The organism is Arthrobacter sp. P1_B4 (assembly GCF_056406555.1).
The window spans coordinates 1-15,111 of sequence record NZ_JBFTZW010000073.1; the positions used below are offsets into that span (position 1 = coordinate 1).

At 67.1% G+C, this 15,111-nt stretch carries 15 protein-coding genes; 10 read left to right on the forward strand and 5 right to left on the reverse strand.

All coding sequences use genetic code 11. The annotated features are described in order from the left end of the window. The 3 genes from AC1D1W_RS16565 to AC1D1W_RS16575 all read left to right on the forward strand — a co-directional run. Window positions 1-302 (forward strand): alpha-isopropylmalate synthase regulatory domain-containing protein (locus tag AC1D1W_RS16565; protein WP_476944255.1); only part of this gene is annotated, 302 nt, incomplete at its 5' end. A gap of 181 nt (window positions 303-483) precedes the next feature. Then, window positions 484-1,236, forward strand: coding sequence for a DNA repair protein RecO (recO, locus tag AC1D1W_RS16570; RefSeq protein ID WP_028276717.1), 753 nt, complete (start codon window positions 484-486; stop codon window positions 1,234-1,236). 20 nt (window positions 1,237-1,256) lie between these two features. Further along, complete coding sequence (locus tag AC1D1W_RS16575) at window positions 1,257-2,108, forward strand: isoprenyl transferase (protein ID WP_476944261.1); 852 nt, start codon at window positions 1,257-1,259, stop codon at window positions 2,106-2,108. Window positions 2,109-2,114: 6 nt separating this feature from the next. Here the strand turns inward: AC1D1W_RS16575 and AC1D1W_RS16580 are convergent, their stop codons facing one another. Both AC1D1W_RS16580 and AC1D1W_RS16585 read right to left on the reverse strand, forming a co-directional pair. Further along, window positions 2,115-3,086 carry an alpha/beta hydrolase gene (locus AC1D1W_RS16580; protein WP_476944256.1) on the reverse strand — a complete coding sequence of 324 codons (972 nt, stop codon included), beginning with the start codon at window positions 3,084-3,086 and terminating at the stop codon, window positions 2,115-2,117. A gap of 36 nt (window positions 3,087-3,122) precedes the next feature. After that, window positions 3,123-4,817, reverse strand: coding sequence for an FAD-binding dehydrogenase (locus AC1D1W_RS16585; protein ID WP_476944257.1), 1,695 nt, complete (start codon window positions 4,815-4,817; stop codon window positions 3,123-3,125). 150 nt (window positions 4,818-4,967) lie between these two features. Here AC1D1W_RS16585 and AC1D1W_RS16590 point away from each other — a divergent pair, with 150 nt between their 5' ends. Beyond that, window positions 4,968-6,041: a quinone-dependent dihydroorotate dehydrogenase gene (locus AC1D1W_RS16590; RefSeq protein WP_476944258.1), complete on the forward strand. Its 1,074-nt coding sequence runs from the start codon at window positions 4,968-4,970 to the stop codon at window positions 6,039-6,041. 101 nt (window positions 6,042-6,142) lie between these two features. Here the strand turns inward: AC1D1W_RS16590 and AC1D1W_RS16595 are convergent, their stop codons facing one another. Continuing rightward, window positions 6,143-6,742, reverse strand: coding sequence for a DUF3043 domain-containing protein (locus AC1D1W_RS16595; RefSeq protein WP_243177414.1), 600 nt, complete (start codon window positions 6,740-6,742; stop codon window positions 6,143-6,145). Window positions 6,743-6,848: 106 nt separating this feature from the next. Here AC1D1W_RS16595 and AC1D1W_RS16600 point away from each other — a divergent pair, with 106 nt between their 5' ends. The 5 genes from AC1D1W_RS16600 (at window position 6,849) to AC1D1W_RS16620 (ending at window position 12,048) form a co-directional block, all read left to right on the forward strand. Beyond that, on the forward strand, window positions 6,849-8,279 hold the full coding sequence (locus tag AC1D1W_RS16600) for a M20/M25/M40 family metallo-hydrolase (protein ID WP_476944259.1): 1,431 nt from the start codon (window positions 6,849-6,851) through the stop codon (window positions 8,277-8,279). A 169-nt stretch (window positions 8,280-8,448) separates the two neighbouring features. Then, a complete protein-coding gene (locus AC1D1W_RS16605) occupies window positions 8,449-8,838 on the forward strand; it encodes a HesB/IscA family protein (RefSeq protein ID WP_028276724.1) in 390 nt (129 codons plus the stop codon). A gap of 207 nt (window positions 8,839-9,045) precedes the next feature. Further along, on the forward strand, window positions 9,046-9,918 hold the full coding sequence (ctaC, locus tag AC1D1W_RS16610) for an aa3-type cytochrome oxidase subunit II (protein WP_028276725.1): 873 nt from the start codon (window positions 9,046-9,048) through the stop codon (window positions 9,916-9,918). 10 nt (window positions 9,919-9,928) lie between these two features. Then, window positions 9,929-11,650, forward strand: coding sequence for an aa3-type cytochrome oxidase subunit I (ctaD, locus tag AC1D1W_RS16615; protein ID WP_223917347.1), 1,722 nt, complete (start codon window positions 9,929-9,931; stop codon window positions 11,648-11,650). After that, window positions 11,647-12,048 (forward strand): cytochrome c oxidase subunit 4, encoded by a 402-nt coding sequence (locus tag AC1D1W_RS16620; RefSeq protein ID WP_018773077.1) that lies wholly within the window; start codon window positions 11,647-11,649, stop codon window positions 12,046-12,048. Before ctaD ends, AC1D1W_RS16620 begins: the two co-directional genes overlap by 4 nt. Before the next feature lie 219 nt (window positions 12,049-12,267). On the opposite strand, the gene AC1D1W_RS16625 is transcribed toward AC1D1W_RS16620, so the two are convergent. Beyond that, window positions 12,268-12,561: an HPr family phosphocarrier protein gene (locus AC1D1W_RS16625; RefSeq protein ID WP_028276727.1), complete on the reverse strand. Its 294-nt coding sequence runs from the start codon at window positions 12,559-12,561 to the stop codon at window positions 12,268-12,270. Window positions 12,562-12,834: 273 nt separating this feature from the next. Between AC1D1W_RS16625 and AC1D1W_RS16630 the strand changes: the two genes are divergently transcribed. Next, the gene (locus AC1D1W_RS16630; RefSeq protein ID WP_028276728.1) at window positions 12,835-13,626 is read left to right on the forward strand and encodes a GntR family transcriptional regulator; all 792 of its coding nucleotides are present in this window, start codon (window positions 12,835-12,837) and stop codon (window positions 13,624-13,626) included. Between the two features lie 151 nt (window positions 13,627-13,777). Here the strand turns inward: AC1D1W_RS16630 and qcrB are convergent. After that, window positions 13,778-15,111: cytochrome bc1 complex cytochrome b subunit (gene qcrB / locus AC1D1W_RS16635; RefSeq protein WP_476944260.1), on the reverse strand; the 1,334-nt coding region annotated here is incomplete at its 5' end.

Here is a 15,111-nt window from a genome sequence, read left to right on the forward strand (position 1 = left end):
ACATGACCCTGACCGCCGCCCTGAAGATCGACGGGACCCAGGTCCGCCGGACCGGGACCGGGAACGGCCCCATCGCGGCCCTGCTGAGCATCCTGCGCGAGGACGGTGTGGACGTCCGGGTCCTGGATTACAGCGAACACGCACTCTCCGAGGGCGGCAGCGCCCTGGCCGCCGCGTATGTCGAATGCGCCGTGGGGGAGCGCGTGCTCTGGGGCGTAGGGATCGACGCCAACACGAGCACGTCAGCCCTCAAGGCCGTCATCTCGGCCGTGAACCGCGCCATCCGGGACGCCCGCGCCTGATCTGTCCCTGTCTGATGCCTCCGAGGACGGGCAGGCACTGTCAAACAACGCATAACTGCGCCGCCGGAAACACTCCGGCGGCGCAGTATTTTGCCTCCGTCTTTTACCTCCTTCTTTTACCGTTCTACCTCGGCGGCCCTGCCCATGCCGTGATTCCGTAAAGACAATGCGAAGATTAACCGTGGTCCAACAATCCTTTGCTGCGCGTGCCTACCGTGATGACGCCGTCGTGCTGCGCACCCATAAGCTGGGCGAGGCCGACCGGATCATCACCCTGCTGACCAAGCACCACGGCCAGGTGCGGGCGGTGGCCAAGGGGGTACGTCGCACCAGCAGCCGGTTCGGCGCCAGGCTGGAACCGTTTATGGTGGCCGATCTCCAGCTGATTTCCGGGCGCACCCTGGACGTCGTCACGCAGGCCGTGGCCAAGGGCGCCTACGGCGGGAACATCGCCGCGGACTATGGCCGGTACACGGTGGCGGCCGCCATGACCGAGACGGCGGAGAAGCTCACCGACGTCGACGGTGAAGCCGGGACCGCCCAGTACAACCTGCTGGTGGGGGCCCTCGCGTCCCTGAGCCGGGGCGACCACGCCCCCGAACTCATCTTGGATTCCTACCTGCTCCGCGCCCTCGCGACCGGCGGCTGGGCGCCCAGCTTCACCGACTGCGCCCGGTGCGGTGCGTCCGGGCCGCACACCGCCTTTTCCGCGCCGCTCGGCGGCATGGTCTGCCACGGGTGCCGGCCGCCGGGATCGCCCGCGCCGGCCCCGGAGACGGTGCTCCTCATGGGTGCCCTGCTCACCGGAAACTGGACGACGGCGGATGCCTCAGCCTCCGTCCACCGCCGGGAAGCGGCCGGACTGGTAGCCAGCTACCTCCAGTGGCACCTGGAACGAGTCCTGAAATCCCTCAAACATGTGGAGCGAACGTAGAAGTGGCATTGGGAAGAAGCCTGGGAAAGAACCTGGAGAAAAGCCAGGCGAAACAGTCCAACGGCCGGCGGCGGACCACCCCGGTGGTGGCTCCCTATCCGCACCCGTCCGGCGCTGTTCCGCCCGCGATTCCCGCGGAGTTCATCCCGCGGCATGTGGCGATCGTCATGGACGGCAACGGGCGCTGGGCGAACCAGCGCGGCCTGCCACGGATCGAGGGCCACAAGGCGGGGGAGCCTGCCCTGCTGGACGTCATGGCCGGCGCGATCGAGCTGGGGATCGAATACGTCAGCGTGTACGCCTTCTCCACCGAGAACTGGCGGCGGTCCCCTGAGGAGGTGCGCTTCCTGATGGGCTTCAACAAGGACGTCCTGCGCCGGCAACGGAACCAGCTCGATGAATGGGGGGTCCGGATCCGCTGGTCCGGGCGGCGCCCGAAGCTGTGGGGCTCCGTGATCCGCGAACTCGAAGAGGCCGAGGACTACACCCGGGGAAACAGCACCTGCACCCTGAACATGTGCGTCAACTACGGCGGACGGGCCGAGATCGCCGACGCCGTCTCCGCGATCGCGGAGGAAGTGGCCCAGGGCCGGCTGAAGCCGGGGGCCATCACCGAGCGGACCATCCAGAAGTTCCTCGACGAGCCGGACCTGCCGGACGTGGACCTGTTCCTGCGCAGTTCCGGGGAACAGCGGCTGTCCAACTTCATGCTCTGGCAGTCGGCCTATGCCGAGTTCGTGTTCATGGACACCCTGTGGCCGGACGTGGACCGGCGGACGCTGTGGGACGCCGTCGAGATCTATGCACAGCGGGACCGCCGCTACGGTGGAGCCATCGACGCCGCTCCCGCCGCGGGCGGCCAGGTCAGCTGATCCGCGTCAGTCGTAGACGTACGCCCTGATCCACCGGGACAGCCGGGCATAGGCGTCCGCGCGGACCCGCGGGGCGGAGAGGAAGACGTCATGCAGGGCGCCGTCAATCCGCTCCAACGTCACGGTGCGGCCCAGGCTGAGCGCGCGGAGGGCGATTGTGTTCACGTCCAGGACCGCGTCCGTGCGGCGCATGGACTCCTTCCAGAACATCCCGTTGGCGCTGGCGCCCGAGATGAGCACCAGGATGGGCACATCGATGTTCAGCCCACGCGCCACCCTGGACTGCCCGGCGAGCACGGCGCTGAGCCAGCCGGCGCGGACCGGAAAGGCGTGCGGCGGACGGTAGGCATCGTCCAGGGCCCATTCGCCTTCCGCGGCGCTGCTGATGCTGCGCCAGTAGAAGGCCCGCTCGGGCAGCCGGATCACAGATTCCGGCCAGAACCGGGCGAACGGCTCCACCATGGTCCGCGCGGCCCGGCGCAGGGCGGGGCTGCCGTGGACTTCCAGCCATGGGCTGTCCAGGACCAGCTGTGACACCATCCCCGGATGCCGGTCGGCCCACAGCGCCGCGATCAGGCCGCCGGTGGAGTGTCCCATCAGCGTCACCCGCGGCGGCGTGGCGCCCGGCCTGAGCGAACCGATGATCCCGAGCGCTGCAGTGATTTCGGCGTCGTAGTTGTCCAGGTCCGCGACGTAGCCGCCGTGGGTGCCCGGGCGCAGGCTGCGGCCATGGTTGTGCATGTCGAGGGCGAAAAACTCAAACCCCTGCCCCGCCCAGAATTCCGCGAGCTCCTCATTGAAGAAGTAGTCACTCCAGCCGTGCAGGAACAGCACAGCCCGGGCCGGCAGCGCCGATGGTGCCGGCGGGAGCGGGGTATGGCGGACCAGGGTGGCAGTGCGCAGCACACCGTCAGGGCTGACGGCCTCAAAGGTGCACGCCTGGAAATCATCCCCGAGAATGTCGGTCCGCCACTGCATCGACTTTCCTCCTGTGTAACTGAGTGCCTGCCCGGACTAGGCCGCGGACGCAGCGGCCCGGCCCGCGGAACGTCCGGAGAAGAGGCATCCGCCCAGGAACGTTCCCTCGAGTGCCCGGTAGCCGTGGATTCCGCCGCCGCCAAACCCTGCGGCTTCACCGGCCGCGAACAGCCCGGGCACGGGCTGTCCGGTGGCATCCAGGACCCGCGACTGCAGATCTGTCTGCACACCGCCAAGGCTCTTGCGCGTCAGGACCGAGAGCCGGACGGCGAGCAGGGGACCGTGCCGCGGATCCAGCAGCCGGTGCGGCGGGGCGACCCGCATGATCTTGTCGGTGGCGAAACGCCGCGCTGCCCGGATCGCCGCCAGCTGCGGATCCTTGCCCATCCCGCTGGCAAACTGCCGGTCCCGGTCGCGGATCAGCTGCTCCAGGGCCGCGGAGTCGATGAGCTGCCCGCCCGTCAGATCGTTCATCTGCCCGGCGAGCCCGGCGGGGTCCGCTGCCTGCAGGAAGTCCACCCCGCGGTCCAGGAACCGCTGCAGCGGTGTATCGCTGCCGGGCTTCAGCCGTGAGACCAGCCGCCGGACGTCCTTGCCCGTGAGATCCGGGTTCTGCTCGGATCCTGACAGCGCGAACTCCTTCAGCGCGATGCTGCGGTTCAGGACGAACCATGAATGGGCATGTCCCGTGGCCAGGATGTGGCGCAGGGCGCCGAGCGAATCGAAGCCCGGAAACAGCGGAGGCGGGAGCATCCGCCCCGTCGCGTCCAGCCACAGGGCCGACGGTCCGGGCAGGATCCGGATGCCGTGCCGCGGCCAGACCGGGGCATGGTTGTGGATACCCTCCGGGTAATGCCACATCCGGTCCCCGTTGATGAGGAGTCCGCCGGCGCGGCCCACGGCCGGGAGGAAGTCCCCGTCCACGGATGCCGGCACGCCACTCAGCATCCGCTCCGGCGCCGCGCCGACTGGCCACTGCTTGCGGACCACATTGTGGTTGCCGCCGATGCCGCCGCTTGTCACCACCACGGCCGCGGCCGCAGCCTCGAAAGTACCGGCCGGGCGTCGTGAAGAGCTTTCGCCCCGGCCTGCGCCGCTGGCTTCGAGCAATTCGCCACGCACGCCGCTCACCCGGCCCGCGGTTTTCACGAGCCCGGTGGCGCGGTGGCGGAAATGGAAGGACACGCGGCCGGCGGCTTCGCCTTCGCGCAGCTTGGCAAGGAAGGGGGCCACCAGCGCCGGTCCCGTGCCCCACGCGACATGGAAGCGCGGGACAGTGTTGCCGTGGCCGTCCGGGCCGTAGCCGCCGCGTTCGGCCCACTGCACCAGGGGAAACAGCCCGACGCCCAGCGCGGCGAGCCAGCCACGCTTCTCACCGGCGGCGAAGTTCACGTACGCCGCCGCCCACTCCTTCGCCAGGGCGTCCTCCGGCCGGTCGAATCCCGCCGACGCATGCCAGTCGGCGAGGGCCAGCTCTTCACTGTCCCTCACCCCGAGCCGCCGCTGCTCCGGAGTGTTGACCATGAAGAGGCCGCCGAAGGACCAGTGCGCCTGGCCGCCGACGGAGGCCTCGGGTTCCTGATCGAGCACCGCCACCCGGCGGCCGGCGGCATAGGCCTGGGCCGCGGCCACGAGCCCTGCCAGGCCGGCGCCGACCACCACAACGTCGGCCTCGATCCCGCGACCCGAAGCCCCACGGCCGGCCGTTCCGACACCCTCATTGCTGGTCATGGCTTCATGCTAACTCGCGCCGGCGCACTTCCGCCGCCGGGCCCGGGCGCGGGGCGCCGCAGTCACAACGACAGTCACAACGGGCAGTCACAACCCTGCCGGCGGGTGCGCCGGTTTGGTCTGCGCGGCCCGAACCGGAAAACTAGAGGCATGCGCGTATATCCCACATTTTTCCGGCTGGCCTTCTCATGGATGGACGCCGAACGCGCCCATAAGATCGGGTTCAAGGCCATCCGCCTCGCCCACAGCTGCGGTGCCGGGCGGTTGCTGCAGAAGTTCACCGCCCCCGCGGCGTCGCTGCAGACCCAGGCGTTTGGCCTGACCTTCCCGTCCCCATTCGGCCTGGCGGCCGGCTTCGACAAGGAAGGCCACGGCATCGAGGCGCTGGCGGAGCTCGGCTTCGGCCATGTGGAGGTCGGCACCATCACCGGCCAGGCCCAGCCCGGGAACCCGGCGCCGCGGCTGTTCCGCCTCGTGGAGGACAGGGCCGTCGTCAACCGCATGGGGTTCAACAACGACGGCGCCGCGGCGGTGGCCCCGCGCCTGAAGTCCGCCCGCGCCGCCCTGCAGCGCCAGCACCCCGGCGTCCGGCCCGTGATCGGGGTGAACATCGGCAAGAGCAAGGTGGTCGGGCTCGAGGATGCGGTGTCCGATTACCTGATCAGCGCGCGCAGCCTGGCCCCCGCTGCGGACTATCTCGTGGTGAACGTCAGCTCGCCCAACACCCCCGGTCTTCGGCTGCTGCAGGACGTGGAGACCCTGCGCCCGCTGCTGGCCGCAGTGGGGGAGGAGGCGGACAAGGCCGCCGGCCGCCACGTTCCCCTCCTGGTCAAGATCGCGCCCGACCTCAGTGATGAGGACATCGACGACGTCGCGCGCCTGGCGCTTGACCTGAAGCTGGACGGCATCATAGCCACCAACACCACGATCGCCCGCACCGGGCTCGCCTCCAGCCCCGACAAGGTTGAGGCGTGCGGAGCAGGAGGTCTTTCCGGGGCGCCCCTGAAGAAACGGTCCCTGGAGGTCCTGGCCCGGCTCAAGTCCGTCACCGGCGGAGCGCTGACCCTGGTCTCGGTGGGGGGCGTCGAAACGGCACAGGACGTGCAGGAACGGCTGGACGCCGGCGCCACCCTCGTCCAGGGCTACACGGCGTTCCTTTACGAGGGACCTTTCTGGGCCGCCCGCATCAACCGGCTGCTGGCCACCCACCCGAGCCGGCGCTAGCCCTTGCGCTGCGATCGGGCCGGACCGGTCGCAGCAACCAAGAAGCCCCCGACAGGTGACTGCCGGGGGCTTCTTGGTTGAAGAATCGTGGAAGGGAAATGTCAGGCGGGGAACTCGCCGCGCCGGACCTGGGGCTTGGGCAGGCGCAGGCGGCGGAACTGCAGGGAGCGCATGGAGCCGTACCAGACGGTGCCGCGCTCGACGTCGCCGAACTTTTCGCCGAGCCGTTTCTTAAGCTTGCGGGAGAGGATAAAGACGTCCACGAAGACCGCGAGGAACATGACCCAGAAGGCGCCCAGGACGTAGACCATCTGTGCGCTGGAGGCCGGCACGAGCAAGGAGATGATGACAAACAGCAGGGCGCCGAACATGAGGAACTCGCCAAGGCTGAAGCGGGCATCGACAAAATCACGGGCGAACCGCTTCTGCGGACCCTTGTCCCGCAGCGGCAGGAACTTATCGTCACCGGTGTCCATGGCCTGCCGCATCTTGAGCCGCTGCTCCGTGACGGCGGCGCGCTCGGCAGCCTTGGAAGCCTTGCGGTCCTCCGGCACGAGGGGCCGCTTGCGGGCCGCCTCCTGGGCGCTGCGCTTGGGCGTGGGTGTGCCCTTGCCGGTCACGGCGCTACGGGCTGCTGCCTCGGATGCCTGCTGGTCAACTACGTCCTGCGCCGATGGCGCTTCCTTTTTACGTCCAAACACCCCTAAAGAATACCCCGCAGACACAGGCCCGAGACCCAGCCCACACGGCGCAGGCCCGGGCGTGACGCTGTTTGTAGTGATTCAGAGCACGGGTAGTGTTTTGGCCATGACTTCATCTACCGCGGGGAACCCGCAGACCACCATGGACCACGAGGGCACCATCGATGCCGAGGCCCTCCGCCAGGCCGTTGCCGAATCGTTCGACGAGACGATCGGCCAGCTGACGGACCTTGTTGCCATTCCGGGCATCGCCTGGCCCAGCTTTGATCCCGCCCCGTTGAACCGCAGCGCCGACGCCGTCGCCAGCCTCGTGCGGGCCAGCGGCTTCGACGACGTCCGGATCCTCCGCTGCGACAAGGAAGACGGGACGCCCGGCGGGCCCGCCGTCGTCGCCCGCCGCCCGGCCGCGGAGGGCAAGCCGACAGTCCTGCTGTACGCCCACCACGACGTCCAGCCCACCGGCGACCTGGCACTGTGGGAAACCGACCCCTTTACCGCCGTCGAGCGCGACGGCAGGCTCTTCGGCCGCGGTGCCGCCGATGACAAGGCCGGCATCCTGGCGCACATCGCCGCCTACTCTGCGGTCACGCGCGTGCTCGGTGACGAACTGGGCCTGGGCGTGACGTTCTTCTTCGAGGGCGAAGAGGAGGCCGGCTCGCCAACGTTCCGGCAGTTCCTGGAAACCCACCGCGAGCTGCTCCGCGCCGACGTGATCGTCGTGGCCGACTCCAGCAACTGGAAGGTCGGCATTCCAGCCCTGACCACCAGCCTGCGCGGCCTGGTGGACGGCACCATCGAGGTCAAGGTCCTGGACCACGCCGTGCACTCGGGCATGTTCGGCGGCCCCGTGCTCGACGCCCCGACCCTGCTGGCCCGCCTGATCGCGACCCTCCACGACGACGAGGGCAGTGTCGCGATCAAGGGCCTGGTGAGCCGCGATGACGTGGTTGTCGACCTCACCGAGGAGGAGTACCGCGCCGACGCCTCCGTGCTCGACGGCGTGAAGCTCGCCGGGACCGGCAGCATTGCCTCACGCATGTGGACCAAGCCCGCCCTGTCCATCATCGGCTTTGACGCCCCGGCCGTGGACGTGGCCTCCAACACCCTGCTGCCGCGGGCCCGGGCCAAGTTCAGCCTGCGCCTGGCCCCGGGGCAGGACCCGGCAGCCGCCATGGAGGCTGTCCGCCAGCACGTCGAAACCCACGCCCCGTTCGGCGCTGAGGTGGTGTTCACCCCGGGGGAGAGCGGCAACTCCTTCCTGACAGACACGAGCTCGAAGGCCGCGTCCGTGGCCATGTGGGCCCTGGGCGAGGCCTGGGGCGTGCCCGCCGTCGAAATGGGGATCGGCGGATCGATCCCCTTCATCGCGGACCTCACCGAGCTCTACCCGGACGTGCAGATCCTGGTCACCGGCGTCGAGGATCCCGATTCCCGAGCCCACAGCGCCAACGAATCGCTGCACCTGGGTGACTTCCGGAACGCAATTGTCGCCGAGGCCCTGCTGCTCGCGCGCCTGAACAACGAAGGCGCGCTCTAGCCCCCGCGCCTGCCGCGTCCCGGGGAACATCCAGCCGTCTCCCACGGTTACGTCAGAAGTTAGAGCTACAGGGCTGCGCGAAGTAGCATGTAGCTATAGCCCATACCGTTTAAGTAGGGGCGGGCACCGTGTGAGCGGGGCCGCCACCACCGTTGCAAGAAGGTAGGCCATGAGCACTACAACCAATGAAAACAGCGCCGGCAACTCTGCCGCCGAGGCCGGCGAGCTGGCCACGCACGAGGTCATGCTGACCGACGTCGCGGCCGGAAAGGTCCGCAGCCTGCTGGAGCAGGAAGGGCGCACCGATCTGCGCCTCCGCGTTGCCGTGCAGCCCGGCGGTTGCTCCGGCCTGATTTACCAGCTGTACTTCGACGAGCGGCTGCTCGACGGGGATGCAGTGCGCGACTACGACGGGGTGGAAGTCGTCGTCGACAAGATGAGCGTTCCTTACCTCAGCGGTGCCAGCATCGATTTCGAGGACACCATCGCCAAGCAGGGCTTCACGATCGACAACCCGAATGCCGGCGGGTCCTGCGCCTGCGGAGATTCTTTCCACTAATTCCTTCCACTAAGGCCGGGCATTTTGCCCGGCCTTAGTGCCGCAGGGTCCTCAACGAGCGGCGCCTACAAAAAGCTCCCGACGCACGGTGCGGACATGTGGGCGAAAACTCCCGGGGAGCGGTAAGCTCTACACCGAGTAGTAAAACTTTTCGTTTGCCCTGCCCGTAATTTGCGGGGCAACAGCAACAAGTAGGAAGGGCCGTCTGTGAGTTCGCAGAACCGAACCGGCAGCCGACGCAAACAGATCACTACGATCACTGGCTTGGCACTAGCCGGCGCGTTGGCTTTGACTGGATGTTCACCAGAGGTACAGAAGGGCTGGTTGCCCACCGAGCGTGGCACCACCAATCACACTGACCTCATCATGGACCTCTGGGTCAACTCATGGATTGCCGCGCTGGTCGTCGGCATCATCACCTGGGGCCTGATGATCTGGTGCATCGTCGCTTACCGGCGCCGCAAGGGCACCGTGGGCTTCCCGCGCCAGAACAGCTTCAACCTTCCGCTTGAAGTGTTCTACCTGACGATCCCGCTGTTCATGGTCCTGGTGTTCTTCTACTTCACCGACCGCGACCAGCAGTCGATCGATGACCGCTCAACGCCGGCCGACGTCGTCGTCGACGTCCGCGGCAAGCAGTGGGCGTGGGACTTCAACTACTTGAAGGGCAACGTCGTCACCGAGGACGTGCACGAAGCCGGCGTCCAGGCGCACCTGACCGGTAACGACGTGGACAAGAACAAGCTGCCCACCCTGTACCTCCCGGTTAACAAGTCGGTTGACCTCGAGCTCAACGCGCGCGACGTCATCCACTCTTTCTGGGTTCCTGCCTTCCTGCAGAAGCGCGACATGATTCCCGGCAAGACCAACTACATCCGGTTGACGCCCACCAGGGAGGGCACCTACGACGGTAAGTGCGCCGAACTCTGTGGCGAGTACCACTCCGAAATGCTGTTCCGCGTGAAGGTTGTCTCCGAGTCGGAGTTCCAGGCGCACATGAACCAGCTGCGCCAGGACGGGAACACCGGCCTGCTCGGTGAAGAGTACGACCGCAACCCGGCCCCGGCCGAAACCAAGTAAGGGGAGCGACGTGGCAACTTACACTCAATCCGCCGGGATCCTCGAGGCTCCCGTAGTACCGAAGTCCAAGGGACGCATCGTCGTCAACTGGATCACCTCGACCGACCACAAAACGATCGGGTACATGTACCTGATCGCGTCGTTCATCTTCTTCTGCTTCGGCGGCATCATGGCGCTGCTGATCCGTGCCGAGCTCTTCGAGCCCGGCATGCAGATCCTGCAGACCAAAGAGCAGTACAACCAGCTCTTCACCATGCACGGCACCGTCATGCTGCTGATGTTCGCGACGCCGCTGTTCGCCGGCTTCACCAACGTCATCATGCCGCTGCAGATCGGTGCCCCCGACGTCGCCTTCCCGCGACTGAACGCACTGGCCTTCTGGTTCTTCCTCTTCGGCTCCACGATCGCCGTCTCCGGGTTCATCACCCCGCAGGGTGCCGCGTCGTTCGGCTGGTTCGCGTACGCGCCCCTGTCCAACACGACGTTCAGCCCCGGCGTGGGCGGCGACCTCTGGGTCTTCGGCCTGGCGCTCTCCGGCTTCGGCACCATCCTCGGCGCCGTCAACTTCATCACCACCATCATCTGCATGCGCGCCCCGGGCATGACCATGTGGCGGATGCCGATCTTCACCTGGAACGCCCTCGTGACCTCCATCCTGGTCCTGATGGCCTTCCCGCCGCTGGCCGCCGCGCTGTTTGCCCTCGGCGCCGACCGCCGCTTCGGTGCGCACATCTTCGATCCCGAGAACGGCGGTGCCGTCCTCTGGCAGCACCTGTTCTGGTTCTTCGGCCACCCTGAGGTGTACATCATCGCGCTGCCGTTCTTCGGCATCGTCTCCGAGATCTTCCCGGTCTTCAGCCGCAAGCCGATCTTCGGCTACAAGGGCCTGGTCTACGCGACCATCTCCATCGCCGCCCTGTCCGTGACTGTGTGGGCCCACCACATGTACGTCACCGGCTCGGTCCTGCTGCCGTTCTTCTCCTTCATGACGATGCTCATCGCCGTTCCGACCGGTGTGAAGTTCTTCAACTGGATCGGCACCATGTGGCGCGGTTCCATCACGTTCGAGACCCCCATGCTGTGGAGCATCGGCTTCCTGGCGACGTTCCTCTTCGGCGGCCTCACCGGCATCATCCTGGCCTCGCCGCCGCTGGACTTCCACGTCTCGGACTCCTACTTCGTGGTGGCGCACTTCCACTACGTGGTCTTCGGCACCGTYGTGTTCGCCATGTTCGCCGGGTTCTACTTCTGGTGGCCCAAGTGGACCGGCAAGATGCTCAACGAGCGCCTCGGCAAGATCCACTTCTGGATGCTGTTCCTGGGCTTCCACGGCACCTTCCTGATCCAGCACTGGCTCGGCGTCGAGGGCATGCCCCGCCGCTACGCCGACTACATGCCGCAGGATAACTTCACGTGGATGAACCAGTTCTCCACCATCGCCTCGTTCGTCCTCGGCGCCTCGCTGATTCCGTTCTTCTGGAACGTCTACATCACCTGGCGAAGCAACGAGCGTGTGGAAGTTGACGACCCGTGGGGCTTCGGTGCCTCGCTGGAATGGGCCACGTCTTGCCCGCCGCCGCGTCACAACTTCACCTCCCTGCCCCGCATCCGCTCCGAGCGTCCCGCCCTGGACCTGCACCACCCGGAGCTCTCCCAGTCCTACACCGCGGATTCGCCTGCTCCGGCAGCAGCGGCTCTCGGTAACGCCGACCAGAAGGACACCGCCAAGTGAAAATCGAATCAAGGATCTTTGGCTTCGGCGTCTTTTTCTTCGTGCCCGTTGCATTCATCTACGGATACCTGACCAACTGGACTGAATGGGTGGGCGCACTGGCCATCCTGCTGGTTGGCGGACTCGCCGGCATGATCGGCGCTTACCTCGGCTTCACCGGCCGCCGCGTGGGCATGCGCCCCGAGGACCGCAACGACGCAGAGATCCACGAAGGCGCCGGCGAACAGGGACACTTCAGCCCCTGGAGCTGGTGGCCGCTGATGCTGGGCCTGTCCTGCGCCGCAGGGTTCCTCGGCCTGGCCGTGGGTTGGTGGATCGTCTTCATCGCCGGCGGGATGGCAGTGGTCGCACTGGTCGGCTGGGTCTACGAGTACAGCCGCGGTGACCACGCGCACTAGCGCCCACCCGGAATAGTAGTTAAGAACGCACGACGGCGGGCCCCACCAATGGTGGGGCCCGCCGTCGTTTGTCTTGGTTCCTGCGTTCCTGCGTTCCTGCCGGCCGGGTGCGGCGCGTCCCCGCACGCCCAGCCCGCCTGCGCAGCGTCCCGCCTGCGCAGCGTCCCGCCTGGAGGGCGGCACCGCACTGCGGGCCGCGGAATGGGAGCGGGGAGGCCCTCAGGCGGCCGCTGCCGATTCCAAGAGGATCCGGAGTTCCTCCAGCGCACCCTCGGCCTCTGCGGGGCTGCAGGATGCCGGGAGGGCGTCCGCAGCGACGGCCAGCTCCACCTCACAGCCGCACTCGAAGTCCTCGGTCATGACCTCCAGCAGCGAGCGGGCGTCGACGCCTGGCCTGCCGTCCTTGCTGATGGTCACCGGGAGGCCGGTCGCCGTGACCGCCCGGACAAATACTGCCGCCGGCCGGGCGTGGAGGCCGATGGCGGCCGTGACGATTGCCTTGCGAACTGGCAACGGGACTCCCTCATGCTGGTGTTGTTCTGTACGTGTTGCTGCTGCACGGGCTGGCCACGCGACCGGTGACCAAGATGGAGGGCGTCCGGCAGGCAGTCCGTCAGACCGGGCGGGCGGCATTGCCCCGGCCACGGCCTGTACCTACAAGGGTAGCGGCGGGGGAGTACCCGGCACGACTTGAGTCGGCGGCGTGGTCTAGACCTGCCGCGTCACGGGCTTACCCTTGAGATATGAGTGTATTTCCCGCGCCGGGCCGCAACCGGAGCGTGGACCATGGCGTCCACTAACGCGTCCAAGATGATTGGCGAGATCGACCGTCAGAGCGGGGTGCCGATCTACGTGCAGTTGCGCGAGATCCTCCGCGCGCACATCGCCGCCGCGTGCCCGCCCGGATCTGCGCTGCCCTCCGAACGGGACCTCGCCCAGCGCTTCGGCCTCGCCCGGATGACCGTGCGCCAAGCCATCGATGCCCTCGTAGGTGAGGAAGTGATTGAACGCGTCGTGGGCCTGGGTACGTTTGTGCGCAAACCCAAATTGGATCTCCAGGTAAAGCTGACTTCCTACAGCGAAGAGATGCAGCGCCGCGGCATGGTCCCGGCCGCCAAGGTCCTGAGCTTCGAGCAGATTGGCGCCAGCGCTTTCCTGGCCCGTGAGCTGCAGTTGGAGGAGGGGACACCCCTGGTCCGGTTCCGGCGCCTCCTGCTGGCCGACAACGAACCGATGAGCGTGGATGAAAACTTCATCCCGGCCCACCGGGTTCCCGGCCTGCTGGACGGCGAACCGCCCACATCGCTCTACAACGTGCTGAGCGAACGCTACGGGCTGGTGATGGAATGGGGTGAGGACATGATCGAGGCGACGGCTGCGTCGCCGTCCACGGCCCGTCTCCTGAACGTCGAGGTCGGAACCCCGCTGCTCAAGATCCAGCGCCACGCGTTCGTGGCCCGCGCGATGGTGGACTACTCCGTGTCCTACTACCGGGCTGACCGCTACAAGCTCTGGGTGCCCCTGCAGCGCCCTGGCGTCCGGCCCACCCGGAACTACGCCTCGGGGTACCGCCCCTGACCACAGCAACGCGGGGCACTCCGCGCCCGTCCCGCCGAGGGGGTTAGGGCGCGAAGTGCCCCGCGTTGCAGTCGTTTCTGTCGTTTCCGGGGAAGCAGGAAGGCCCGGTCCCCAAGGGGACCGGGCCTTCCTGCGTGGTGCTTGGTGCCGCCTAGTGGCTCAGCGACTTCGACTCAGCGGTTTCAATCGCTTCGTGGGCGCCGTGGTGGCCGTGAGCGGCCTCCAGCTCTGCCGGAGTGGCCGGGGCAACCCGGTCCTCGAAGAACCAGCGGGACAGCTTCGCGCGGCGCTTTTCCTTGCGGTCCACGACGCCGTGCTCGTTCGGCACCGCAGGCAGCGGGGCCGGTGACTCGAACCCGACCAGCTTGTAGCGCTTGTATTCATCCAGCGGGGCGTGGACCTCGATGAACTCGCCGTGCGGCAGGCGCACGATGCGGCCGGTTTCACGGCCGTGCAGGGCAATCTCGCGGTCCTTGCGCTGGAGCGCCAGGGCGACCCGCTTCGTGACGATGAACGCGATAACCGGGCCGATGAAGAACAGTGCGCGCAGCCAGTAGGTGACATCGTTCAGGGCCACGTGGAAGTGGGTGGCGATGAGGTCCGAGCCGGCCGCTGCCCACATGACGCAGTACCAGACGAAACCGGCCATGCCGATTGCCGTACGGGTAGGAGCATTGCGGGGGCGGTCCAGGACGTGGTGCTCGCGGTTGTCCTTGGTGATCCAGCGTTCAATCCACGGGTAGGCGAACATGACCGTGAAGAGTATGCCCGCCGGGACGAGTGCCGGCAGCAGCACGTTGAACGTGAACATGTGGCCGAACCAGATCTGCTCGACCTTCCAGTCACCGATCGTGCCCGGCATCAGGCGGAGGGCGCCGTCAACGAAGCCGATGTACCAGTCAGGCTGGGTGCCTGCAGAAACCGGGGAGGGGTCGTACGGGCCGTAGTTCCAGATCGGGTTAATGGTGAAGAACGCCGCCATGATGGCAACGACACCGAACACGATGAAGAAGAAGCCGCCGGCCTTCGCCGCGTAAACCGGTCCCAGGGGGTAGCCGACGACGTTGCCGTCGTTGCGGCCCGGGCCGGGGTACTGCGTGTGCTTGTGCACAACCACCATGAAGAGGTGCATCACGATCATCAGCAGGATGAGCGCGGGAACCAGGAGGATGTGGAGCATGTACAGGCGGCTGATGATCATGGTGCCCGGGAATTCGCCGCCGAATAGGAAGAACGAGGTGTAGGTGCCGATGACCGGGATGGACTTGATGACGCCGTCGATGATGCGCAGGCCGTTGCCGGAGAGCAGGTCATCGGGGAGCGAGTAGCCGGTGAAGCCTGCGGCCATGGAGAGGATGAGCAGGACGCTGCCCACCACCCAGTTCAGTTCGCGGGGCTTGCGGAATGCGCCGGTGAAGAACACGCGGAGCATGTGTACGGAGACAGATGCGACGAACAGAAGGGCTGCCCAGTGGTGTACCTGGC